General features: G+C 66.9%; 21 protein-coding genes. All 21 read right to left on the bottom strand.

What is annotated here, in order from left to right; all coding sequences use genetic code 11:
* Positions 1-106 precede the first annotated feature (106 nt).
* Positions 107-979, bottom strand: coding sequence for an acetyl-CoA carboxylase, carboxyltransferase subunit beta (gene accD, locus BKK79_RS17160; RefSeq protein ID WP_071014351.1), 873 nt, complete (start codon positions 977-979; stop codon positions 107-109).
* 220 nt (positions 980-1,199) lie between these two features.
* Entirely contained in the window at positions 1,200-1,997 is a 798-nt protein-coding gene (trpA, locus tag BKK79_RS17155; RefSeq protein WP_071014354.1) for a tryptophan synthase subunit alpha, read from the bottom strand.
* Positions 1,998-1,999: 2 nt separating this feature from the next.
* Positions 2,000-2,953, bottom strand: a complete 954-nt coding sequence (locus BKK79_RS17150; protein ID WP_071014357.1) for a DNA-methyltransferase — start codon at positions 2,951-2,953, stop codon at positions 2,000-2,002.
* A complete protein-coding gene (gene trpB, locus BKK79_RS17145) occupies positions 2,953-4,146 on the bottom strand; it encodes a tryptophan synthase subunit beta (protein ID WP_071014359.1) in 1,194 nt (397 codons plus the stop codon). Before trpB ends, BKK79_RS17150 begins: the two co-directional genes overlap by 1 nt.
* Positions 4,147-4,285: 139 nt before the next feature.
* The gene (locus tag BKK79_RS17140) at positions 4,286-4,999 is read right to left on the bottom strand and encodes a phosphoribosylanthranilate isomerase (protein WP_071014362.1); all 714 of its coding nucleotides are present in this window, start codon (positions 4,997-4,999) and stop codon (positions 4,286-4,288) included.
* Positions 4,986-5,807, bottom strand: a complete 822-nt coding sequence (gene truA, locus BKK79_RS17135; protein ID WP_071014365.1) for a tRNA pseudouridine(38-40) synthase TruA — start codon at positions 5,805-5,807, stop codon at positions 4,986-4,988. The genes BKK79_RS17140 and truA overlap by 14 nt, the downstream gene beginning before the upstream one ends.
* A 174-nt stretch (positions 5,808-5,981) precedes the next feature.
* Complete coding sequence (locus tag BKK79_RS17130; RefSeq protein WP_071038119.1) at positions 5,982-8,777, bottom strand: FimV/HubP family polar landmark protein; 2,796 nt, start codon at positions 8,775-8,777, stop codon at positions 5,982-5,984.
* A gap of 339 nt (positions 8,778-9,116) precedes the next feature.
* Positions 9,117-10,253 carry an aspartate-semialdehyde dehydrogenase gene (gene asd, locus BKK79_RS17125; RefSeq protein WP_071038118.1) on the bottom strand — a complete coding sequence of 379 codons (1,137 nt, stop codon included), beginning with the start codon at positions 10,251-10,253 and terminating at the stop codon, positions 9,117-9,119.
* 88 nt (positions 10,254-10,341) lie between these two features.
* Positions 10,342-10,476, bottom strand: coding sequence for a hypothetical protein (locus BKK79_RS41950; RefSeq protein WP_257786731.1), 135 nt, complete (start codon positions 10,474-10,476; stop codon positions 10,342-10,344).
* A 120-nt stretch (positions 10,477-10,596) separates the two neighbouring features.
* A complete protein-coding gene (gene leuB, locus BKK79_RS17120; RefSeq protein ID WP_071014372.1) occupies positions 10,597-11,664 on the bottom strand; it encodes a 3-isopropylmalate dehydrogenase in 1,068 nt (355 codons plus the stop codon).
* A 36-nt stretch (positions 11,665-11,700) separates the two neighbouring features.
* Positions 11,701-12,351, bottom strand: coding sequence for a 3-isopropylmalate dehydratase small subunit (gene leuD, locus BKK79_RS17115; protein ID WP_071014374.1), 651 nt, complete (start codon positions 12,349-12,351; stop codon positions 11,701-11,703).
* 14 nt (positions 12,352-12,365) lie between these two features.
* The gene (locus BKK79_RS17110; protein WP_197523927.1) at positions 12,366-12,506 is read right to left on the bottom strand and encodes an entericidin A/B family lipoprotein; all 141 of its coding nucleotides are present in this window, start codon (positions 12,504-12,506) and stop codon (positions 12,366-12,368) included.
* 14 nt (positions 12,507-12,520) lie between these two features.
* Positions 12,521-13,930, bottom strand: a complete 1,410-nt coding sequence (gene leuC, locus BKK79_RS17105) for a 3-isopropylmalate dehydratase large subunit (RefSeq protein WP_071014377.1) — start codon at positions 13,928-13,930, stop codon at positions 12,521-12,523.
* 641 nt (positions 13,931-14,571) lie between these two features.
* On the bottom strand, positions 14,572-15,273 hold the full coding sequence (locus BKK79_RS17100; RefSeq protein ID WP_071014379.1) for an ABC transporter ATP-binding protein: 702 nt from the start codon (positions 15,271-15,273) through the stop codon (positions 14,572-14,574).
* Positions 15,273-16,043, bottom strand: a complete 771-nt coding sequence (livG, locus tag BKK79_RS17095; RefSeq protein WP_071016504.1) for a high-affinity branched-chain amino acid ABC transporter ATP-binding protein LivG — start codon at positions 16,041-16,043, stop codon at positions 15,273-15,275. The genes BKK79_RS17100 and livG overlap by 1 nt, the downstream gene beginning before the upstream one ends.
* A gap of 5 nt (positions 16,044-16,048) precedes the next feature.
* Positions 16,049-17,323: a high-affinity branched-chain amino acid ABC transporter permease LivM gene (locus tag BKK79_RS17090; protein WP_071014382.1), complete on the bottom strand. Its 1,275-nt coding sequence runs from the start codon at positions 17,321-17,323 to the stop codon at positions 16,049-16,051.
* Between the two features lie 7 nt (positions 17,324-17,330).
* Positions 17,331-18,257 carry a high-affinity branched-chain amino acid ABC transporter permease LivH gene (gene livH / locus BKK79_RS17085; protein WP_071014384.1) on the bottom strand — a complete coding sequence of 309 codons (927 nt, stop codon included), beginning with the start codon at positions 18,255-18,257 and terminating at the stop codon, positions 17,331-17,333.
* 84 nt (positions 18,258-18,341) lie between these two features.
* Positions 18,342-19,460 (bottom strand): branched-chain amino acid ABC transporter substrate-binding protein, encoded by a 1,119-nt coding sequence (locus BKK79_RS17080; RefSeq protein WP_071014387.1) that lies wholly within the window; start codon positions 19,458-19,460, stop codon positions 18,342-18,344.
* Between the two features lie 589 nt (positions 19,461-20,049).
* Positions 20,050-21,351 carry a citrate synthase gene (gltA, locus tag BKK79_RS17075; protein WP_071014389.1) on the bottom strand — a complete coding sequence of 434 codons (1,302 nt, stop codon included), beginning with the start codon at positions 21,349-21,351 and terminating at the stop codon, positions 20,050-20,052.
* A gap of 42 nt (positions 21,352-21,393) precedes the next feature.
* Positions 21,394-21,681 (bottom strand): FAD assembly factor SdhE, encoded by a 288-nt coding sequence (locus BKK79_RS17070; RefSeq protein ID WP_071014392.1) that lies wholly within the window; start codon positions 21,679-21,681, stop codon positions 21,394-21,396.
* A gap of 78 nt (positions 21,682-21,759) precedes the next feature.
* Positions 21,760-22,461 (bottom strand): succinate dehydrogenase iron-sulfur subunit, encoded by a 702-nt coding sequence (locus BKK79_RS17065; protein WP_071014395.1) that lies wholly within the window; start codon positions 22,459-22,461, stop codon positions 21,760-21,762.
* Positions 22,462-22,484: the final 23 nt, after the last annotated feature.

The raw sequence follows: 22,484 nt of genomic DNA, 5'->3' as shown, positions 1-22,484 counted from the left end.
CCGCTTCCCCAGCATAGGCCAGCCGGCAAACCGCCGCGGGCCGCTGCCGCCGCACCAAGCAAAAGGCGCGGACATGGTCCGCGCCCTGGTCCTGCACGGGTGCCGCTCAGGCCACCGCGTCGGCCGGCTGCTTCTGCAGCAGTGCCAGCAGCTGCGCCAGTTCGTCGCGCATCTTGCGGCGGTCGACGATCATGTCGATGGCGCCCTTCTGCAGCAGGAACTCGGCGCGCTGGAAGCCTTCCGGCAGCTTTTCGCGCACGGTCTGCTCGATCACGCGCGGACCGGCGAAGCCGATCAGCGCCTTGGGCTCCGCGATCACGACGTCGCCCAGGAAGGCGAAGCTCGCGGACACGCCGCCCATGGTCGGGTCGGTCAGCACGCTGATGAACGGCAGCTTGGCGGCCGACAACTGGTTCAGCATCGAGGTCGTCTTCGCCATCTGCATCAGCGACAGCAGGCTCTCCTGCATGCGCGCGCCACCGGTGGCGGTGATACAGATGAACGGCACCTTCTGCTCGAGGGCGGCCTGCGCGCCGCGCACGAAGCGCTCGCCCACCACCGAGCCCATGGAACCGCCCATGAACTCGAATTCGAAGCAGGCCACGACCACCGGCAGCGTGTGGATCGCACCGCCGACGACGACCATCGCATCGGTCTCGCCGGTATCGTCCATGGCGGCCTTGATGCGATCCGGATACTTCTTGGTGTCCTTGAACTTCAGGGCATCGACCGGCACGATCTCCTGGCCGATCTCATAGCGGCCCTCGGCATCGAGCAGCCCGTCCAGGCGCGCGCGCGCGCGGATGCGCATGTGGTGGTCGCACTTGGGGCAGACGTGCAGGTTGGCCTCGACGTCGGTGCGGTACAGCACCGATTCGCACGACGGGCACTTGACCCACAGCCCTTCCGGAATGCCCTTGCGGGTGGAGGGGTCGGTCTGTTGAATCTTGGGAGGCAGGAGTTTATCCAACCAGCTCATGAAAGCTCCTTTCGGATGGCTGCCGAGCGCCGCGCACGACACGAAAGTCAGGCGCGGCGGCAGGCAACGGACACACGGCCCGGGTTCGGGCCGGGCGCGGGCTCAGCAGGGAATCAGGCCGCGAATTTATCATGCCGGGCGCATGCCCCCGAAGCAAAACCGCTTGCAGGTGCAATATGCGCCACAAAACACACCAGAGCAGCGGTCCCCTGCGTCACTTTCAGGCGTCCAGCGCCTGGCGTATCTCCGCGATGAAGGCACGCAGCGATTCTACCGCCTGCTCGCGCGGCGCATCCTCCAGCAACTGCACCAGGCGGCTGCCGATCACCACAGCGTCGGCGACGCTGCTGATGGCCCGCGCGGTCTGTGCATCGCGGATGCCGAAACCCACTCCCACCGGCAGCTTGGCGTGCTGCTTGATCAGGGGAATGCGCGCGGCCACGCTGTCGAGGTCGAGCGCGCCCGAACCGGTCACGCCCTTGAGCGAGACGTAGTACAGATAGCCGCTGGCGATGCGCGCCACCGCCTCGATGCGGTCGTCAGTGGAGGTCGGTGCCAGCAGGAAGATCGGGTCGATGCCGTTGGCGCGCATCAGCGCAGCGAAATCGCCGCACTCCTCGGGCGGATAGTCCACCACCAGCACGCCGTCGACGCCGGCCTCGTGCGCAGCGCGTGCGAAGGCTTCCTCGCCCATGCGCTCGATCGGGTTGGCATAGCCCATCAGCACCACCGGCGTGGTCGTGTCGGTGCGGCGGAATTCGGTCACCCAGGCCAGCACCTTGGCCAGCGTCACGCCATGGGCCAGCGCGCGCTCGGAGGCGCGCTGGATCACGGGACCGTCGGCCATCGGATCGGAGAACGGCACACCCAGCTCGATCACGTCGGCACCGCCCGCGACCAGCGCGTGCATCAGTGCCACCGTCAGGCCGGGTTCGGGGTCGCCGGCGGTGATGAAGGGAATCAGGCCCTTCTTCTGCTGCGCGGCCAGCGCCGCGAAAGTCGTTTGGATTCGGGACATGGTCAGGACATCAGATTGGGCAGCGGCGCCTGGGTCGCGGCGCCGGCGGTCTCGTCCGCTTCGGCGCCGCCGGCGGCTGCCGGGGTTGGGGTCGGTGGCGCGGCATCGTCCTGCGACGGCGCCGGAGCCAGCGGCTCGGCCGTCGCCACGCGCGCGCGCGCCACGTGCACATACTGCGGGTTGATCTCGAAGCCGACGAAACGCCGGCCGTGACGCGCACATGCCACCGCGGTGGTGCCGCTGCCGGTGAAGGGATCCAGCACCAGACCGCCCGGCGGGCAGCTCGACAGCACCATGCGCTCGACGATCTCCAGCGGCTTCTGCGTGGGATGGTCCGCCCGCTCGGGATCCTGGCGGTGGATGCGCGAAATGCTCCACAGGTCCTTGGGGTTGTAGCCCACCTCCAGCCACTTCTTGCCTTCGAAGCGGGGCCGGCTGCGCGCCTTCTTGGTCTCGGGGTCGTAGGGAATACGGACCGGATCGAGATCGAAGTAGTAGTCGCGCTGCCGGGCGAAGAAGCCGATGTTGTCGTGCACCGAGGAGAACTTGCGCGTGGTGCCGCCCATGCTGGGCACGCGGCGGTCCCAGATGATCTCGTTGATCATCGTCAGGCGCTGCTTGAGCATCACGAACAGCTCCGGCGAATACTGCCAGGTGCAGAAGATGTAGAGCGACCCGCGCGGCGCCAGCTTCGGGCAGACGGCATCCATCCAGCGCTCGGCCCATTCCAGGTAGGCCTGGCCCGAGAGGCGGTCGGAGTCGTTGCCGTAGTCCTTGCCGAGGCCGTATGGCGGATCGGCGACGACCAGGTCGACCGAGCCGTCGGGCAGCCGCGCGATGCCGTCCAGCACGTCTTCCTGGAACAGCAACGCGGGCATGCCGCCGGGCACGGTCAGGTCGATGCCATCATCGTCGGCACCACCGCCGGCAGCTTCCGCGGGAGGCAGTGCGCGCATCAGAGCTCGATTCCCGAACGTTCTGCCACGGTGTGCATATCCTTGTCGCCGCGGCCGGACAGGTTCACCAGCAGCAGCTTGTCGCGCGACAGCGTGGGGGCGAGCTTGCAGGCGTAGGCAATGGCATGGCTCGACTCCAGCGCGGGGATGATGCCCTCGATGCGGCAGCAATCATGGAATGCCTTGAGCGCTTCCTCGTCGGTGATGCCGACGTACTCCGCACGGCCGGCGTCCTTGAGCCAGGCGTGCTCGGGGCCGACGCCCGGGTAGTCGAGGCCGGCCGAGACGGAGTGCGTCTCGATGATCTGGCCGTCGGCATCCTGCAGCAGGTAGGTGCGGTTGCCGTGCAGCACGCCGGGCGAACCGCCGATCAGCGAAGCCGCGTGGCGGCCCGTCTCGATCCCGTCGCCGGCCGCCTCCACGCCGATCAGCTTGACGTCGGCATGTTCGATGTACGGATAGAAAATGCCCATCGCATTGGAACCGCCACCCACGCAGGCGATCACGGCATCGGGCTGGCGTCCGGCCAGCTCGGGCATCTGCACCTTGGCTTCCTCGCCGATCACGCACTGGAAATCGCGCACCATCATCGGATAGGGGTGCGGCCCCGCCACCGTGCCGATGATGTAGAAGGTGTTCTCGACATTGGTGACCCAGTCGCGCATGGCCTCGTTGAGGGCATCCTTCAGGGTCTTGGAGCCGCTCTCCACCGGCACCACCGAAGCGCCCAGCAGCTTCATGCGGTAGACGTTGGCGGCCTGGCGCTTGACGTCCTCCGAGCCCATGTAGACCACGCATTCCATGCCGAAGCGCGCGGCGATGGTGGCGGTGGCGACGCCGTGCTGGCCGGCGCCGGTCTCGGCGATCACGCGCGGCTTGCCCATGCGCTTGGCCAGCAGGGCCTGGCCGATCACATTGTTGATCTTGTGCGCGCCGGTGTGGTTCAGGTCTTCGCGCTTGAAGTAGATCTGGGCGCCGCCGAGTTGCTCGCTCCAACGCTGCGCGTGATAGATCGGCGAGGGACGGCCGACGAAGTGCTTGAGTTCGCGGCGGAATTCCGCGTCGAATTCAGGATCGTTCTGGTAATGCGCATAGGCTTCGCGCAGTTCGTCGAGCGCGTGGACCAGCGTTTCGGAGACGAAGGAACCGCCATAGGGACCGAAATGGCCGCGGGAATCGGGCAGGTCGTACATGGTTTGACTCATTTGTGTGGCGCGCTCGCGGCGGCACGGTAGCGGAGCGGTCCGCCTGCGGGCCGGCGCGGGAGCGCGGAATCGGATCGTCGTGGCAAGGTGAAGCGCCGGGCGCGGAGGCAGCAGCGAAGCGCTGCGCTCAACTCGCGTCGGCGGCGCGTACCGCGCGCACGAACTCGGCAATGCGGGCGTGATCCTTCACACCCTTGGCAGCTTCCACGCCGCTGCTGACATCGACAGCGTAGGGCCGCACGCGCTCAATCGCGCCAGCGACGTTTTGCGCGCTCAACCCACCACTCAAAACGATGCGAGGAGCGGCGCTTGCGCTGGTGACCGGCCGATTGGCCGTGGAGCCGGTTGTGGGTGGAAGCCATGCCTGGGGAATCAGGGTCCAGTCGAAGACGTGGCCGCCGCCGCCATAGCCCTCAATGAAGGCGTCGAGCAGCAGCGCTGCGGCGTCATGATATTGATCGGCGAATTCTACCAAATCGAGGCCCGGCCGCACGCGTGCCGCGCGCAGATAAGGCAAGCGGCAACGCCGCGCGATGTCCTGGCAGGCCTGCGGCGTCTCGTCGCCGTGGAACTGCAGCAGGCTGAGCGGCACCCGCTCCGCCACATGGGCCACCTCCTCGGCGCTGGCATTGACGAACAGCCCCACCACCGAGACGAAGGCGCCGGCGGCTTCGGCCAGGGCAGCGGCCTGCGCGATCTCCACGTAGCGCGGGCTGGCCGGATAGAAGACCAGGCCGATGGCGTCGGCGCCGGCATCGACGGCAGCCTGCACGTCCGCCTCGCGCGTCAGGCCGCAGATCTTGATACGGGTGCGGCCGGGCCGGGTTTCAGGCGCAGTCATCGGCAAAGACTCCGTGGAACAGGCTGGCGGACGAATCCGCAGCGGGGATGCGGAAGGCCTCAGGATACTTCACGTCGGCCAGGTACAGCCCGTCCGGCATGAAGGTCGGCGCGGCGCACTTGCGGTCACGGCTGGCCAGCACTTCCGCCATCCAGCCGGCGGGGTAGCGGCCACGCCCCACGGCGACCAGGCAGCCCATCAGGTTGCGCACCATGTGGTGCAGGAAGGCGCTGGCGCGGAAACGCAGGAACACCCAGTCATCATGATCACGCACCGTCACATCGTACATGGTCTTGACGGGGGACTTGGCCTGGCACTCGGCGGCCCGGAAGGCGGAGAAATCGTGCTCGCCAAGCAGGCAGGCCGCGGCCTCCCGCATGGCGGCGGCATCGAGCCGCTGTCCCGGTGGCAGCATCAGGTAGCCGGCGCGGCCGTGCACCAGCGGCACCCGGTGCGGACCGGTGTACAGCGCGTAGAAGTACATGCGCTCATGCGCCAGGAAGCGCGCATGGAAACCATCGTCCACCGCCTGCGCCCACTGCAGCGCGATCGATGGCGGCAGGAAGGCATTGATCCCGCGCACCCAGGAGAACGGCTCGCGCGCGAGTTCCGTGTCGAGGTGGATCACCTGGCCCAGCGCATGCACGCCGGCGTCGGTACGACCCGCGACCGTGGTCTGCAAGCGCGTGCCGGCGAACTGTTCGATGGCATCCTCGAGACGGTCCTGCACCGTGTTGCGGTGCGGCTGGGACTGCCAGCCGGAGAAGGCCGTGCCGTCATACTGCAGGCCAAGGGCGATTCGGGTCATAGCGTGGGCGCGGGCGCCGGCGCCGCGCGCGGCGGCATCGGACCGCCGCCAGCGCGCCCGACAACCGGGCTGGCGGCGGGCGAGTGGCGGGCATTCAATGCAAAAGCGCCGGAAGCGGCGCTTCCGGCGCATGGCGTCGCGCGCCCCTGCGGGGCGCGCCTCGCGGCAATGATATCAGGCAACCTGCCGCAGCAGCGTGCGCGCCTCGGACTGCAGCGGCTCGCTCGACTGGTCGACGACCTCCTGCAGCAGTTCGCGCGCGCCCTCCTTGTCACCGATCTCGATATAGGCGCGGGCCAGGTCGAACTTGATCTGCATGTCACGGCTGCCGTCGCTGCCGTCGGCAGCCATGGTGCTGACGGCCAGCCCCGGCGTGCTGTCCGAGATGTGCTCGGAGGTCACCCGCGTCAGATCGATGGGCTCAGCCAGGACGCCATTGCGGATCATGGTCGGCGCCGGCAGCGGCAGCGAGGCCTCGGCCTGTGCGTCGACCTCGGCCGGGCCGCCCAGGTCGAGCGAGAGATCGGACATGTCGAAGGACAGCGGGCGGGTCTGCGCGCCCAGTGCAGGCGCGGCGACGTGCACATCATCCTGTTGCACGCCATCGTGCGAAGCCGGCAGGTCCAGTTCGATCACGTCGTCGAGACGCATGATGGGCTCGGCCGACAGGGCATCGCCGAACACCATCGTGGCCGACTCAGGTGCCGTGAGCGGCACGCCGGGTGCCGGCGCGGGGAAGGCATCGAGGGGCAGCGCCAGGTCGGCCAGGGCCGCCTCGCGCGGCGGAGCCGCCGGATCCAGCAGCGGATCGCGGGTGCGCCACTCATCGCCGGGCCGGGTCTGCTGCGTGTCGCCGGCCGGGTACTCGCCGTCCGCATCCGGCGTCACCGGAAGATAGAGCGCGTTGGACGGATCCATGCGCCTGCCCATTTCCGCTGCCTGCGTCCATTCCGCGCCGTGCCCGCCCGTCTGGGCGAACATTTCCTCTGCCATCACTCGAAAACCTTCCACATCCTGTCGATTGTTGTAAATCTCCAGCAGCTTCAGGCGGATCGCCTGACGCTCCGGATTCTGCTGCAGCGCCTCGCGCAGGATTTCCTCGGCCTGCACGTCGCGGCCGTAGGCGATATAGACATCGGCCTCGGCGATCGGGTCGACCTCATTGGCTTCGGCGGCATTGTTGCCGATGCGGAAGTCGGCACCGAACACGCTGTGCTGCGAGGTATCGACGCTTTGCCCGCCGGCGCTGCCGAACAAGGAGTTGGCGCCTCCCATCACCGTGCTTTCCTGCGACAGGATGCTGTCGCCGAAGCCGTCTCCCTCGGCCACCTTCTGCTGGCGGCGGCGCCGATAGACCGCATAGCCGCCCAGCAGGGCCACCAGCACGCCGAGGCCCGGCAGCGTGGTGGGATTGGCCAGCAGATCATCGAGGAAGGACGGCTGCGGCACAGGCTCGACCTGCACGGGCGGCACCCGCTTGGCAGCCACCGCCGAGGCGGCGCCAGGTTGGGCTGCCGCCGGCGCCGACGCCGCGGCAGCCAGCGGTGCAGAGGCACCCACCGACGCTGCCGGCGCAGACGCCGCCGCGGCGGCCACTGCGCTGGCCCCGCCAGCTGCGGCGGCGGAGGCAGAGGCCGCGGCGCTCGACGCCGCCATGGCAGCCGCAGCAGCCACGGCCGGCGCGTCGGGCTTGGCCGCTTGCGCCGGCACCACCGCAGGCGCCGGTGCCGGCTTCGCCGCCGTGGCAGCCGACGCGCCGCCCTTCGGCTGACCCAGCCGCGCGATCTCGGCGTTCTTCAGTTCGAGCAGGTGCTGCATGTCGGAGATGTTCTTCTCCAACTGCGTCAGGCGGGCCTCGGCCTCCTTCAACTGGCGCGCCTTGGCGACATTGGCCTCCGCCTCGGCATTGGCTGCCTGGGCGCCGCGCTCGGGCTTGCTCAGCCTGAGCTCGTCGCGCGTGCCAGCCGCAGCCTCCGCTTCCTGCACGCGGGCGGTCACGCTGCCGGCCTGCTGGCGGCCGTCCGCAGGAGCGACCGACTTGGCGGCAGCGGCCGCCGCCAGGCGGCTGCGATAGGCGTCGAAACCGCGTGTGCGGGCCACCACTTCGTGCCGCGCGGCCTGGCGGCCGACCGACTGGGCCTGCCCGGCGCTCGGCACGGTCAGCACGGCACCGCTGCGCAGGCGGTTCATGCTGCCGCCGATGAAGGCGTCGGGATTGTTGCGATAGAGCGCTACCAGCATCTGGTCCAGCGAGACGTCTTCCTGTCCCTGCACGGCCTCGCTGGCGATACCGTAGAGCGTGTCGCCGCTGCGTACCGTATAGCTGTCGCCCCTGGCTGCCGGCGCGGTGGCCGAAGCATGGCCCGGGCGCTGCGGGCGTGCCGGCGCCGGACGGGACGGCTGCGCCGCCCCCGTGGCAGCGGGCGCGGCGGCTGCGGCACCCGGGGCGGCCGCGCCCGGTACGGCGGCAGGCGGCGCATCCGGCGTGGCGGCCTGCACTACTGTCGGGGAGAAGCTCTCCGGCCCCGACTTGGCGCCGGCCGGATCGAGCAGGAAGGTGTAGGCACGCGAGACGCGGCCGCTCGACCAGTTCAGGTCGACCAGGATGTCCATGAACGGTTCGCTGATCGGCTGGTTCGAGCGCAGGCGCGCCACGAAGCCACCATCCGGCCGGCGCTCCATCTGCAGGCGCAGGCTGCCGACCGCCGGCAGATAGTTCAGGCCGGCGCGCGCATAGGCGTCCGGGGAAGCCAGCTTGACGCTGAGGCTGTCGGCCTCCTCGGCCGTCACCCCGCTGATGTCGATCTCGGCCTGGAGCGGCTGCCCCAGGTTGGACTGTACCCGCAATTGCCCGAACCCCGCGGCATGACCGACCTGCGCGCACAGCAGACCGATTGCCGCGATGGCCAGCGTTGACCAGCGCTGACGGGCGATAGGCGCATCTTTCCGGCGATGTAGGTTCACACTCACCTTGTGCTCCCTTGTGTTTGTGTTCTGAAACAGAATCTGACGAAACGACAATGCCGGCAATGACTTAGGTCTACCCTCAAGGCTGTCGCCCGGTGCCGGGCCCACGGGCCGGACATGCGCGCCTTCCGCCCCCGCAGCCGGCGCATGCCGCGCTGTATTGTGACCCAAGCCCTTGTAAAAATGGGTATCGGATGCGACAACGCCGCGCGGGTGCGCGGCGTGGCGGGAATGGGCGACGCAATGTGTTGCCTGTGTGCAACGCATTGCGCCATCCACCCCGGCCGTCGGAAACGAGGCCGGGGCGGACGGAAATGCGGTCCGCTGGTGACCAGCCCTCGATCAGGACTCGATCAGGATGCGCAGCATGCGGCGCAGCGGCTCGGCAGCGCCCCACAGCAGCTGGTCACCGACGGTGAAGGCCGACAGGTACTCGCCGCCCATCTGCATCTTGCGCAGGCGGCCGACCGGAATGGTCAGCGTGCCGGTCACGGCGGCCGGCGTCAGGTCCGTCATGCTGGCCTCGCGCGTGTTCGGCACCACCTTGGCCCACTGGTTGTTGGCGGCCAGCATGCCTTCGATCTCGTCGAGCGGCACGTCCTTCTTCAGCTTGATGGTCAGCGCCTGCGAATGGCAGCGCATGGCGCCGATGCGCACGCACAGGCCATCGACTGCGATCGGCGCGGCGCCGGTCGCGCCGAGGAAGCCCTCGCCACGGCCCAGGATCTTGTTGGTCTCGGCGCCGCCCTTCCACTCTTCGCGCGACACACCGTTGCCCAGGTCTTTGTCGATCCAGGGAATCAGGTTGCCGGCCAGCGGCACGCCGAACTGCTTGGTCTCGTCGGCGGACAGGCCATGCTGGGTGGCGAGGATGGTGCGGTCGATCTCGAGGATGGCCGAGGCAGGATCATCCAGCAGCGGCTTGACCGCGGCATTGAGCGTGCCGAACTGGGTCAGCAGCTCGCGCATGTGCTGCGCGCCGCCGCCCGAAGCCGCCTGGTAGGTCATGGAGGTCATCCACTCGACCAGGTCGTGCTGGAACAGGCCGCCCAGGCCCATCAGCATGCAGCTCACGGTGCAGTTGCCGCCGATGAAATTCTTCACGCCCTTGGACAGCGCATCCTTGATCACACCGAGGTTGACCGGATCCAGCACGATGATGGCATCGTCTTTCATGCGCAGCGACGAAGCCGCGTCGATCCAGTAGCCCTTCCAGCCCGCCGCGCGCAGCTTGGGGAAGACCTCGTTGGTATAGTCCCCGCCCTGGGCGGTCAGGATCACGTCGCACTGCTTCAGCGCTTCGATGTCGTTCGCGTCCTTGAGCGTGGTTTCATTCTTCGCCATCGCGGGCGCCTTGCCGCCGGCATTGGACGTGCTGAAGAAAATGGGCTCGATATGGTCGAAGTCACCCTCTTGCTGCATGCGCTGCATCAGCACGCTGCCGACCATACCCCGCCAACCGACGAGACCTACATTCATGACAAACCTCGGATGTGATTGAAACTTCCCCGCTCTTTCCTCGCCCGGCGTGGCTGCGCGGGGAAGACGAGCAGGCACGACGAACGATCTAGGCGATCGCTTTTTTGGTAATGGTTTTAATCGTCGTTGCGGTGATCTGCTGGCCGCGCGAATCCATGCCGGCCGTACCGCGGGTAGCGGGGGCAGCGATGACAGTCAGGGTGAACTGGGAGATTCGGGGCATTCGGCTAGTCTACACGAATTTGCGGCAGCGCCGCACGCGGGAAAACGGGGACAAAACAAAGAAAAAAGGCAGGAAACACAAAGAAAGGCGCCGCAAGCAGCGCCCTTCCCGTCACTCAACTTACAGCGCGGCCACCACGGCCTGGCCCATCTCGGCGGTGCCGACCTGCTTGCAGCCCGGGGTCAGGATGTCGCCGGTACGATAGCCCTGCGCCAGCACCTTCTTGACGGCGTTCTCGATGCGGTCGGCCTGCTCGGCACGATTCAGCGAATAGCGCAGCATCATCGCCGCCGACAGGATGGTAGCAAGCGGGTTGGCGATGCCCTTGCCGGCAATGTCGGGCGCCGAGCCGTGCGAGGGTTCGTACAGGCCCTTGTTGTCGGCGTCCAGCGAGGCCGACGGCAGCATGCCGATCGAGCCCGTCAGCATGGCCGCCTCATCCGACAGGATGTCGCCGAACATATTGCCGGTGACGATCACGTCGAAGCTCTTGGGCGCCTTGACCAGTTGCATCGCGGCGTTGTCGACATACATGTGCGACAGCTCGACCTGCGGATACTCCTTGTGCACATCGGTGACGATGTCCTTCCAGAACTGGAAGGTCTCGAGCACATTGGCCTTGTCCACGCTGCACAGCTTCTTGCCGCGCTTGGCGGCGGCCTGGAACGCCACGTGGGCGATGCGGCGGATCTCCGGCTCGCTGTAGCGCATGGTGTCGAAGCCCTCGCGTTGGCCCTTGAACAGGCCGTCCGGCGCCTCGCGCACGCCGCGCGGCTGGCCGAAGTAGATGTCACCGTTGAGCTCGCGCACGATCAGGATATCCAGGCCGGCCACCAGTTCGGGCTTCAGGCTGGATGCGCCGGTCAGCTCGGGATAGCAGATGGCCGGGCGGAAGTTGGCGAACAGCTGCAGGTGCTTGCGCAGGCCCAGGATGGCCTGCTCGGGACGCAGCGCGCGCTCCAGCGTGTCGTACTTCCAGTCGCCCACGGCGCCGAACAGGATGGCATCGGCCTCCTTGGCCAGCTTGAGCGTGGCTTCCGGCAGCGGATGGCCCGCGGCCTCATAGCCGGCGCCGCCCACGGGCGCCGTTTCCATTTCGAACTTCTCGTCGAGGGCGTTCAGCACCTTGACGGCCTGTTCGACGATCTCCGGACCGATGCCGTCACCCGGCAGGACTGCGATTTTCATGCTGTTGGTCTTCCTCGTTGTGCTGGCGGGCCGTAATCAGCCGACCAGGCGGTTGTTCAGCCACGGCATCTTGGCCACGCGCTCGGCCTCGAAGGCCTTGATCTTGTCGGCATGGCGCAGGGTCAGGCCGATATCGTCGAAGCCGTTCAGCATGCAGTACTTGCGGAACGGCGCGACGTCGAACTCGAAGGCGGCCCCGCCCGGCGTCAGCACGACCTGCTTATCCAGGTCGATGGTCAGCTGGTAGCCGCCGAAGGCGTTGGTCTCGTGGAACAGCTGGTCAACCTGGGCCTCGGACAGCGCCACCGGCAGCAGCCCGTTCTTGTAGCAGTTGTTGAAGAAGATATCGGCAAAGCTCGGCGCGATCACGGCGCGGAAGCCGTACTGCGTCAGCGCCCACGGCGCATGCTCGCGCGAGCTGCCACAGCCGAAGTTGCGGCGCGCCAGCAGGATCGACGCGCCCTGGTAGCGTTGCTGGTTCAGTACGAAGTCGGGGTTCAGCGGGCGCTTGCTGTTGTCCTGGCCCGGCTCGCCCACATCCTTGTAGCGCCACTCGTCGAACAAGTTGGGACCGAAGCCGGTGCGCTTGATCGACTTCAGGAACTGCTTCGGGATGATGGCGTCGGTGTCGACGTTCTCGCGGTCCAGGGGCGCCACGAGGCCGCTGTGTACGATGAACTTTTCCATGGTTGGCTTCTTCCTTACTTCTTCGCCGCGTTCTCGAGCGAACGGCCGGCGGCCTGCGTGTCCTTGCCCATGCCCGCGATGGTGTTGCAGCCGGCCAGCTGGATCAGGCCGACGCAGACGAGCGACGCGAGCAGGGTCCTTGTGATGATGCGCATGGTGCGGCGGACCCTCAGGCCAGCTTGCGCACGTCGACGAAGTGGCCTTCGATGGCGGCGGCCGCGGCCATCGCCGGGCTCACCAGGTGGGTGCGCCCGCCGGCGCCCTGGCGGCCTTCGAAGTTGCGGTTCGAGGTCGAGGCGCAGCGTTCGCCCGCATCGAGGCGGTCGGCGTTCATGGCCAGGCACATCGAGCAGCCCGGTTCGCGCCACTCGAAGCCCGCCGCCTTGAAGATCTTGTCCAGCCCTTCGCGCTCGGCCTGCTCCTTGACCAGGCCCGAGCCCGGCACCACCATCGCCAGCTTCACGTTGGCGGCGACCTTGCGGCCCAGCTTCTGCACCACCCAGGCGGCGGCGCGCATGTCTTCGATGCGGCTGTTGGTGCAGGAACCGATGAAGACCTTGTCGATCTTGATGCTGTCGACCGGCACGTTGGGCTGCAGGCCCATGTACTCGAGCGCGCGCTCCATCGCGTTGCGCTTGTTCGGATCCTTTTCCTTGTCCGGGTCCGGCACGCGATCCTCGATGCTGATCACCATTTCGGGCGAGGTGCCCCAGGTGACCTGCGGGCGCACGTCCTCGGCGCGCAGCTCGACCACCTGGTCGAAGTGGGCACCGGCGTCCGAATGCAGCGTGCGCCAGTAGCGCACGGCCTGCTCCCACTCCACGCCCTGCGGCGCATAGGGACGGCCCTTGACGTATTCCAGCGTGACGTCGTCCACCGCCACCAGCCCGGCGCGCGCGCCGGCCTCGATAGCCATGTTGCAGACGGTCATGCGGCCTTCCATGGTCAGGTCGCGGATGGCCGAGCCGGCGAACTCGATGGTGTAGCCGGTACCGCCCGCGGTGCCGATCCGGCCGATCACGGCCAGCACGATGTCCTTGGCGGTGCAGCCGCGCGGCAGCTTGCCTTCCACCTTGACCAGCATGTTCTTGGCCTTCTTGCCCAGCAGCGTCTGCGTGGCCAGCACGTGCTCGACCTCGGAGGTGCCGATGCCGTGCGCCAGCGCGCCGAAGGCGCCGTGGGTACTGGTGTGCGAATCGCCGCAGACCACGGTCATGCCGGGCAGCGTGGCGCCCTGCTCCGGCCCGATCACGTGGACGATGCCCTGGCGATGGTCGTTCATCTTGAACTGCGTGATGCCATAGGCGTCGCAGTTCGCGTCGAGCGTATCGACCTGCAGCTTGGAGACCGGATCCGCGATGCCCTGGCTGCGATCGGTGGTCGGCACGTTGTGGTCCGACACGGCCAGGTTCGCGCTGATGCGCCAGACCGGACGCTGGGCCATCTTCAGGCCCTCGAACGCCTGCGGGCTGGTCACTTCGTGCAGCAGGTGGCGGTCGATGTAGAGCAGCGTGGTGCCGTCTTCCTCGACGTGGACGGCGTGGTCATCCCAGAGTTTGTCGTAGAGCGTCTTGGCCATGATGCGGGGGCGGAGCATCGCCTTGCGGTCACGAGGACGGCGCCAGGCGCGTACTTCCGCGGATTGTGGTTTGCGGGGAGGTTTCGCGGCAAATGCGGGCAGAAACCTGCGGGAACCGGCAGGAACTGCGGCTTGCTGCGATTGCTTGACTTCGCAACAAATTATGCCACAGGGGGTAGATGGCGCCGGCCGACAAGTGCCAGATGGCGCACCCGCGATGTGATGTGATTGGCGAAAGGGGGCTTTCGCGGTTGGCGAAAAGGGGCGGAAGCGGCAGCGTATCGTCGCGCGAGCGGTGTGCTCCCCTCTCCCGCTTGCGGGAGAGGGGCCGGGGGTGAGGGCCGGCGCTGGCTGGGCGTGACGCGCTGGATAACACCAGTGGCTTCGTCCTTGCACTGGCGTGCTGGACGACACCAACGGCGTCGTCTTTGCCTCCGCGTGCCGGACAACACCGACGGCTTCGTCACGCGTGGCGCCTTGCTAGACCACCCCTCTCCCCCACCCTCTCCGGCCTGAACACCCGTGCGGGGAGAGGGAGCCAAGACATCCTGCTTGGCCAGCGGTGTTGGCGTACCTGCCGTACTTGACCAGCGGTGTTGGCGCACCGGCCGCGCCCGCTCACCGCATGGGCATACACCGCCTTACCCGCCCAGGTACGCCTTCTTGATGCTGTCGTTCGCCAGCAGGTTCTCGCCGCTGTCGGCCAGCACCACGCGGCCGGTCTCCAGGACGTAGCCGCGGTCGGCCACGTGCAGTGCCTTGTTGGCGTTCTGCTCGACCAGGAAGACGGTCACGCCTTCGTCGCGGATGGCGCGGATGATGTCGAAGATCTGGGCGATGACCAGCGGGGCCAGCCCCAGGGTCGGTTCGTCCAGCAGCAGCAGGCGCGGGCGGCTCATCAGCGCGCGGCCGATCGCCAGCATCTGCTGCTCGCCGCCCGACATGGTGCCGGCGCGCTGGGTGGCGCGCTGGTTCAGCCGCGGGAACAGCTTGAACACATGCTCGATGCCCGCCTCGATCTCCTGCCGGTTGGCGAAGAAGCCGCCCATCTGCAGGTTTTCCAGCACGGTCAGGCTGGGGAAGACGCGCCGCCCTTCCGGCGAGATGGCCATGCCCAGGCGCATGATCTCGTGCGTCGGCATGCGCGTGATGTCGCGGCCTTCGAACAGCACGCGGCCGCTTGAGGCGCGCGGCGAGCCGCACACCGTCATCATCAGCGTGGTCTTGCCGGCGCCGTTGCTGCCGATCAGGGTGACGATCTCACCTTTGTTGACTTCGATCGACACGCCCGACAGCGCCTCGACGGCGCCATAGTGGGTGTGGACCTTTTCCAGCTTCAGCATCAGTCCTCTCCCAGGTAGGCCTTGATCACGCGCGGGTCGTTGCGCACGGCTTCGGGCTTGCCGATCACGATCGGCCGCCCGTGCTCCATCACGAGGATGCGGTCGGACACGCCCATCACCAGGCTCATGTCGTGCTCGATCAGCAGCACGGCAATGCCGAACTCGCGGCGCAGGCTGTCGATCAGGTGCTGCAGCTCGATCTTCTCCTGCGGGTTCAGGCCGGCCGCCGGCTCGTCCAGCATCAGCAGGCGCGGCTTGGTGATCATGCAGCGCGCGATCTCCAGGCGGCGCTGGTGGCCGTAGGACAGCGTGCCGGCCTCGCGGTTGGCGACCTGGGTCAGCTCCATGCGCTCCAGCCAGTACGCGGCACGCTCCAGCGCCTCGCGCTCGGCGCGGCGGTAGGCCGGGGTGGCGAACAGGCCGTGCAGCAGGCCGCTCTTGACCTGCATGTGCTGGGCCACCATCAGGTTCTCCACCACGGTCAATTGCTTGAACAGGCGGATGTTCTGGAAGGTGCGCACCAGGCCCTTGCGCGCCACCATGTGGCTGGGCAGGCCGGCGATGCCATGGCCGTCCAGCACCACCTTGCCCGCGGTCGGCTTGTAGAAACCGCCCACGCAGTTGAACACGGTGGTCTTGCCGGCGCCGTTGGGGCCGATGATGGCGAAGACCTCGTCGCGGCGCACGTCGAAGTCGATGCCGTCGACGGCCAGCAGGCCGCCGAAGCGCATCTGCAGGCCGGATACCTGCAGCAGTTCGTTGGATTGCATGGCAGTCATCGCGGCAGCTCCACGTGCGGACGGCTCGCGGGCAGCAGGCCCTGCGGTCGCCACATCATCATCAGCACCATCACCAGGCCGAAGATCAGCATGCGGTATTCGGCGAAACCTCGCGCCACCTCGGGCAGCGCGGTCAGCAGGATGGCCGCCAGGATCACGCCCAGCTGCGAACCCATGCCGCCCAGCACCACCACGGCCAGGATCAGCGCCGATTCGATGAAGGTGAAGGACTCGGGATTGACCAGGCCCTGGCGCGCGGCGAAGAAGGCGCCGGCGATGCCGGCGAAGGACGCGCCCAGCGTGAAGGCCGACAGCTTGATGCGGGTCGGGTTCAGGCCCAGCGAGCGGCAGGCGATCTCGTCCTCGCGCAGCGCTTCCCAGGCGCGGCCCATCGGCATGCGGATCAGGCGGCTGGTGACGAACAGCGTGAAGCCCACCAGCAGCAGCGCGAGCAGGTAGAGGAAGATCACCATGTGCTGGCCGTTGTAGTCCCAGCCCAGCAGCTCGTGGAAAGTGCGCGCGCCCTCGACGCTGGCGCTGCGCGCCATCTCGATGCCGAACACCGTGGGCTTGGGAATGCCCGAGACGCCGTCCGGGCCGCCGGTCAGGCTGGTCAGGTTGTTGAGCAGCAGGCGGATGATCTCGCCGAAGCCCAGCGTCACGATGGCCAGGTAGTCACCGCGCAGGCGCAGCACCGGGAAGCCCAGCAGGAAGCCGAAGGTGGCCGACATCATGGCGGCGATCGGCAGGCACTCCCAGAAGCCGAGGCCGAAGTACTGGTTCAGCAGCGCATAGGTGTAGCCGCCCACGGCGTAGAAGCCGACGTAGCCGAGGTCGAGCAGGCCGGCGAAGCCCACCACGATGTTCAGGCCCAGGCCCAGGATCACGTAGATCAGCGCCAGCGTGGCGACGTCGACGGCCCCGCGCGAGCCGAAGAACGGCCACACCAGGCCGACCGCGAGCAGCACCCAGATGGCCACGCGCTGCTGGCGCGCGCCGAGCGCAGGCACGGCCGGCAGCCGCACCGCACCGCGCGCGCGGTCGAGCATCGGCTTGCACAGCTGGAACAGGAAGACCGCGATCACGGCGATCCATACCGGCCGCCAGTGCGATTCCAGCACCACCTTGTAGCCGTCGAGCTTGAGCTGCAGGCCGAGCACGGGGATGGTCAGGATGGCGGTCATCACGGCGGCGACGACCGCGTTCTTCAGTGTCGCGCCGGCGGGCGCGGCCGGCGCCAGGCCGGCAGGCGTAGCAATGGCTTGTGTCATGTCGTCCTCACACCTTTTCCACGTCCGGCTTGCCGAGCAGGCCGGTGGGGCGGAACAGCAGCACCAGCACCAGCAGGCCGAAGGCCACGACGTCCTTGTATTCCGCCGGCATGTAGCCGGAGGCGAAGGTCTCGGCCAGGCCCAGCAGCACACCGCCCAGCATGGCGCCGGGGATGCTGCCGATGCCGCCCAGCACCGCGGCGGTGAAGGCCTTGATGCCGGCGATGAAGCCGATGAAGGGATTGAGCTTGCCGATGGTCAGGCCGATCAGCACGCCGCCGACCGCCGCCAGCATGGCACCCAGCACGAAGGTGAAGGAGATCACCTTGTTGGTGTCGATGCCCAGCAGGTTGGCCATGCGCATGTCCTCGGCGCAGGCGCGGCAGGCGCGGCCCATGCGCGAGCGGCCGATGAACAGCGTCAGCGCGATCATCAGCGCCAGCGTCACGCAGACGATCAGCAGGCGCGCGTAGGGGATGGTCACGGTGAAGTCACCGCCCATCTGGAACTCGATGGCGCCCGAGATCAGCACGGGCACCGAGACATCGCGTGCGCCCTGCCCGATCTGCACATAGTTCTGCAGGAAGATGGACATGCCGATGGCGGAGATCAGCGGCACCAGGCGCGGTCCGCCGCGCAGCGGCCGGTAGGCCACGCGCTCGACCGCGAAGCCGTACAGGCCGGTGACCAGCACCGAGACCAGCAAGGCCGCGCCCAGCACCAGCGGCAGCGGATAGCCCGCCTGCACGCCGATCGCGGTCAGGGTGACGAGACCCACGTAGGCACCGATCATGTAGATCTCGCCGTGGGCGAAGTTGATCATGCCGATGATGCCGTAGACCATCGTGTAGCCGATGGCGATCAAGGCGTAGATCGCACCCAGCGTCAGGCCGTTGACCAGTTGCTGGGTGAACTGTGGAAGGAATTCATTCATGCGGGAAGCCTCGCAGCAGGAAGCCCGATACCAAAACGCCCCGCTCGACAGGCGAGGAGCGGGGCGTGTCGGAAAAGCGCCGGATCAGTTGGCGGCGGTCTTGGTGGCGTCCTTGTGCCAGGTGAAGACCACGAACTTGAAGGACTTCAGGTCGCCCTGGGCGTCGTAGTCGACCTTGCCGATCGGGGTCTGGAAGGCGCTCTTGTGGATGTACGCCGCGACCTTGGTCGGATCGGTGGTCTTGGCGCCGGCGATGGCGTCGGCGATGATCTTGACGCCGGCGTAGGCAGGCATCTGGAACGGGCCGTTGGCGTCGCGCTTCTTGTCCGCGAAGGCCTTGACCAGGCCGGCGTTGGCCGGATCGGCGGAGAAGTCGGCCGGCAGCGTCACCAGCATGCCTTCGGAGGCCGGGCCGGCGATCGCCGTCACGTCCTTGTTGCCCACGCCCTCGGGACCCATGAAGGTGGCCTTGACGCCTTGCTCGCGCGCCTGGCGCATCAGCAGGCCCATCTCGGGGTGGTAGCCGCCGAAGTAGACGAAGTCCACGCCCTGCGACTTCAGCTTGGTGATGACGGCCGAGTAGTCGGAATCGCCGGCGTTGATGCCTTCGAAGACGGCGACGGGGATCTTGGCTGCTTCCAGGTCCTTCTTCACCGAGGAGGCGATGCCCTGGCCGTACGACTGCTTGTCATGCAGCACGGCGACCTTCTTCGGCTTGACCTTGGCGATGATGTACTGGGCGGCAGCCGGGCCCTGCTGGTCGTCACGGCCGATGGTGCGGAAGACGAACTTGCGCTTCTTGCCCTCGGTCAGCTGCGGCGCGGTGGCCGACGGCGTGACCATCACGATGCCTTCGTTCTCGTAGATGTCCGAGGCGGGAATGGTCGAGCCGGAGCAGACGTGGCCGATCACGTACTTGATGCCCTGGCTGACGATCTTGTTGGCCACCGCCACGGCCTGCTTCGGTTCGCAGGCATCGTCCATCAGCACGGCTTCCAGCTTGTTGCCGCCGGCGCCGCCGGCAGCATTGATCTGCTCGATCGCGGTCAGCGCGCCGGCCTTCACCATGTCGCCGTACTGGGCGACCGAACCGCTCATCGGGCCGGCAATGGCGACCTTGACGGTTTCGGCATGGGCGGCGGCGGCGCCGAAAGCGAGCAGTGCGCTGGCCAGGGAGATGGAGGTAAGACGGGACAACATCATCAGGAGCTCCTCGATTATGTATTAGTCAAACGGGCAAGAAGCGGCTTGACGTGCGCAATCGAACAACACCCGCGGGAAGGACCCCGGAACGCGGAAGACGGGCCTGCTTGGAGTTTCGCTTGCGGGGCCCGGCATGTGTCAGCCCCCGCCTGGGCGGAGACCTTGGTTCGGAAAGACAACGTTTGATGCGTTCTCTATTGCGCAAGCGAATCGCCTGCCCCGCTTGCCGCACCGCAGTCCGGAAGGGTGGCCCGGCTGCCGTCGGCAAAGCAGCCCGCATTATAGGGTCAAAATTCCCGCCTCAAGGGGAATTTGCACAACATCTGATGAATACCCTTAGGGAAATGCGGCACAAATCGTCGCAAAAAGACGGATTCACCACATTCCACGCAATATTTTCTCGCGCCGCAACATCGCGCTTTTCCGCCACGCACGCGCCTGCCGCGCCATCGACCGCCGGAACTGCTGCATTGCATCGCCCAGCCCTTCCCCGGCGGCGCCCAGAAAGAAAAAACGCCCCGCGGAAATGGGGCGTTTCGTGTGCCCGGGACTGCGGCGCAGTGACCGGCAGACCGGAGGCGGCGCCGGATCAGCGCTTGTTCAGGTCCGGCACGTCGCGGGAGGCGGCGCCGTTGAACAGCTGGCGCGGACGGCCGATCTTGTATTCCGGATCGGTGATCATCTCTTCCCACTGCGAGATCCAGCCCGGAGTGCGGGCCAGCGCGAAGATGCAGGTGAACAGCGAGGTCGGGATGCCCAGCGCGCGCTGCACGATGCCCGAGTAGAAGTCGACGTTCGGGTAGAGCTTGCGGCTGACGAAGTATTCGTCTTCCAGCGCGATCTTTTCCAGCTCCATCGCCAGCTTGAACAGCGGGTCGTTGTGCAGGCCCAGCTCTTCCAGCACTTCGTGGCAGGTCTCGCGCATCAGCTTGGCGCGCGGGTCGTAGTTCTTGTACACGCGGTGGCCGAAGCCCATCAGGCGCACGCCCGAGTTCTTGTCCTTGACCTGCTTGATGAACTCGCCGATGTTGTCGACGCTGCCGATCTCTTCCAGCATCTTCAGCGCGGCTTCGTTGGCGCCGCCGTGGGCCGGGCCCCACAGGCAGGCCACGCCGGCGGCGATGGCGGCGAACGGGTTGGTGCCCGACGAGCCGGCCAGGCGCACGGTCGAGGTCGAAGCGTTCTGCTCGTGGTCGGCGTGCAGGATGAAGATGCGGTCCAGCGCGCGCTCCAGCACCGGGTTCACCTTGTACGGCGCGCACGGCGTGGCGAACATCATCTGCATGAAGTTGCCCGAGTAGGACAGGTCGTTCTGCGGGTAGATGTACGGCTGGCCGATGTTGTACTTGTAGGCCATCGCGACCAGGGTCGGCATCTTGGCGATCAGGCGGATCGCGGAGATTTCGCGCTGGTGCGGGTCATCGATGTCCATGGCGTCGTGGTAGAACGCGCTCATGGCACCCACCAGGCCGGTCAGCACGGCCATCGGGTGGGCATCGCGGCGGAAACCGCGCAGGAAGAACTGCATCTGCTCGTGAACCATGGTGTGGTTCATCACCGCGTTGACGAACTCTTCCTTCTGCTTGGCGTTGGGCAGTTCGCCCTTCAGCAGCAGGTAGCAGGTCTCGAGGTGGTCGCACTTCTGCGCCAGCTGCTCGATCGGGTAGCCGCGGTACAGCAGTTCGCCCTTGTCGCCGTCGATGTAGGTGATCTTCGAATTGCACGAAGCCGTCGACATGAAACCGGGGTCGTAGGTGAACTTCCCGGTCTGGCCGTACAGTTTGCGAATATCGATCACGTCCGGGCCTACGGTACCCTTGTAGATCGGCAGCTCGACGCTGGGGGAACCATCGGAAAACGATAGCGTGGCTTTCACATCGGACGGCGTCATGTCGGTTCCTTCAAATGCTATAGATAAAGATGTGGACCATACTCAGACCGTGCGCAGCAGGTCGAGGACCCGTTGCACCGGCGGCGTGGCGAGTTCACCGTCAAGCTCCTTGCGGGCAAGGAGCAAGTCCATCAACTCGTTGTCGCTGAGATCGAACAGCGCGCTCAGCGAAGCCACGTCCGCATCGGACAGGCTCTCCTCGTAACGGTTGAAGAATCGTTCGACGATGATGTCGTTCTCCAGGAGGCCGCGGCGGGCACGCCAGCGCAGACGGGCGCGCTTGAGCGGATCGGCCTGATGGGAGAATGAGGTGGATTGACTTTCAGTCATGATTTCCTGCTTCCGGCGCGCCGGCCCGGTATAGCCGACCGGGCTGGCGCGCCGCTTACTGCCTGGCCGTTGAGGCCGTCAGACCGTGCGGCGGACCATCAGCTCCTTGATCTTGCCGATGGCCTTGGTCGGGTTCAGACCCTTCGGGCACACATCCACACAGTTCATGATGGTGTGGCAACGGAACAGGCGGTACGGGTCGTTCAGGTTGTCCAGACGCTCGTTGGTGGCCTGGTCGCGGCTGTCGGCGATGAAACGGTAGGCCTGCAGCAGGCCGGCCGGACCGACGAACTTGTCCGGGTTCCACCAGAACGAGGGGCAGGACGTCGAGCAGCTGGCGCACAGGATGCACTCATACAGGCCATCCAGCTCGTCACGCTCCTCCGGCGACTGCAGGCGCTCCTTCTCGGGCGGCGGCTCGTCGTTGATCAGGTAGGGCTTGATCGAGTTGTACTGCTTGAAGAACTGCGTCATGTCGACGATCAGGTCGCGCACCACCGGCAGGCCGGGCAGCGGACGCAGCACGATGCGCTCGGGCAGCTCGCGCATGTTCGTCAGGCAGGCCAGGCCGTTCTTGCCGTTGATGTTCATCGCGTCCGAACCGCACACGCCTTCGCGGCAGGAGCGGCGGAAGGCGATCGACTCATCGAGCTTCTTCAGCTTGAGCAGCGCGTCGAGCAGCATGCGCTCGTGGCCGTCCAGCTCGATCTCGTAGGTCTGCATGCGCGGCGCCGCGTCCTTGTCCGGATCGTAGCGGTAGACTTCGAAAATACGCTTCATTTCTGTGGGTCCTGTTGTCTCTA

It is taken from the genome of Cupriavidus sp. USMAA2-4 (assembly GCF_001854305.1).
In the GTDB taxonomy this organism is placed as follows: Bacteria; Pseudomonadota; Gammaproteobacteria; order Burkholderiales; family Burkholderiaceae; genus Cupriavidus; species Cupriavidus malaysiensis.
This window is presented reverse-complemented; position numbering and strand designations above follow the sequence as displayed.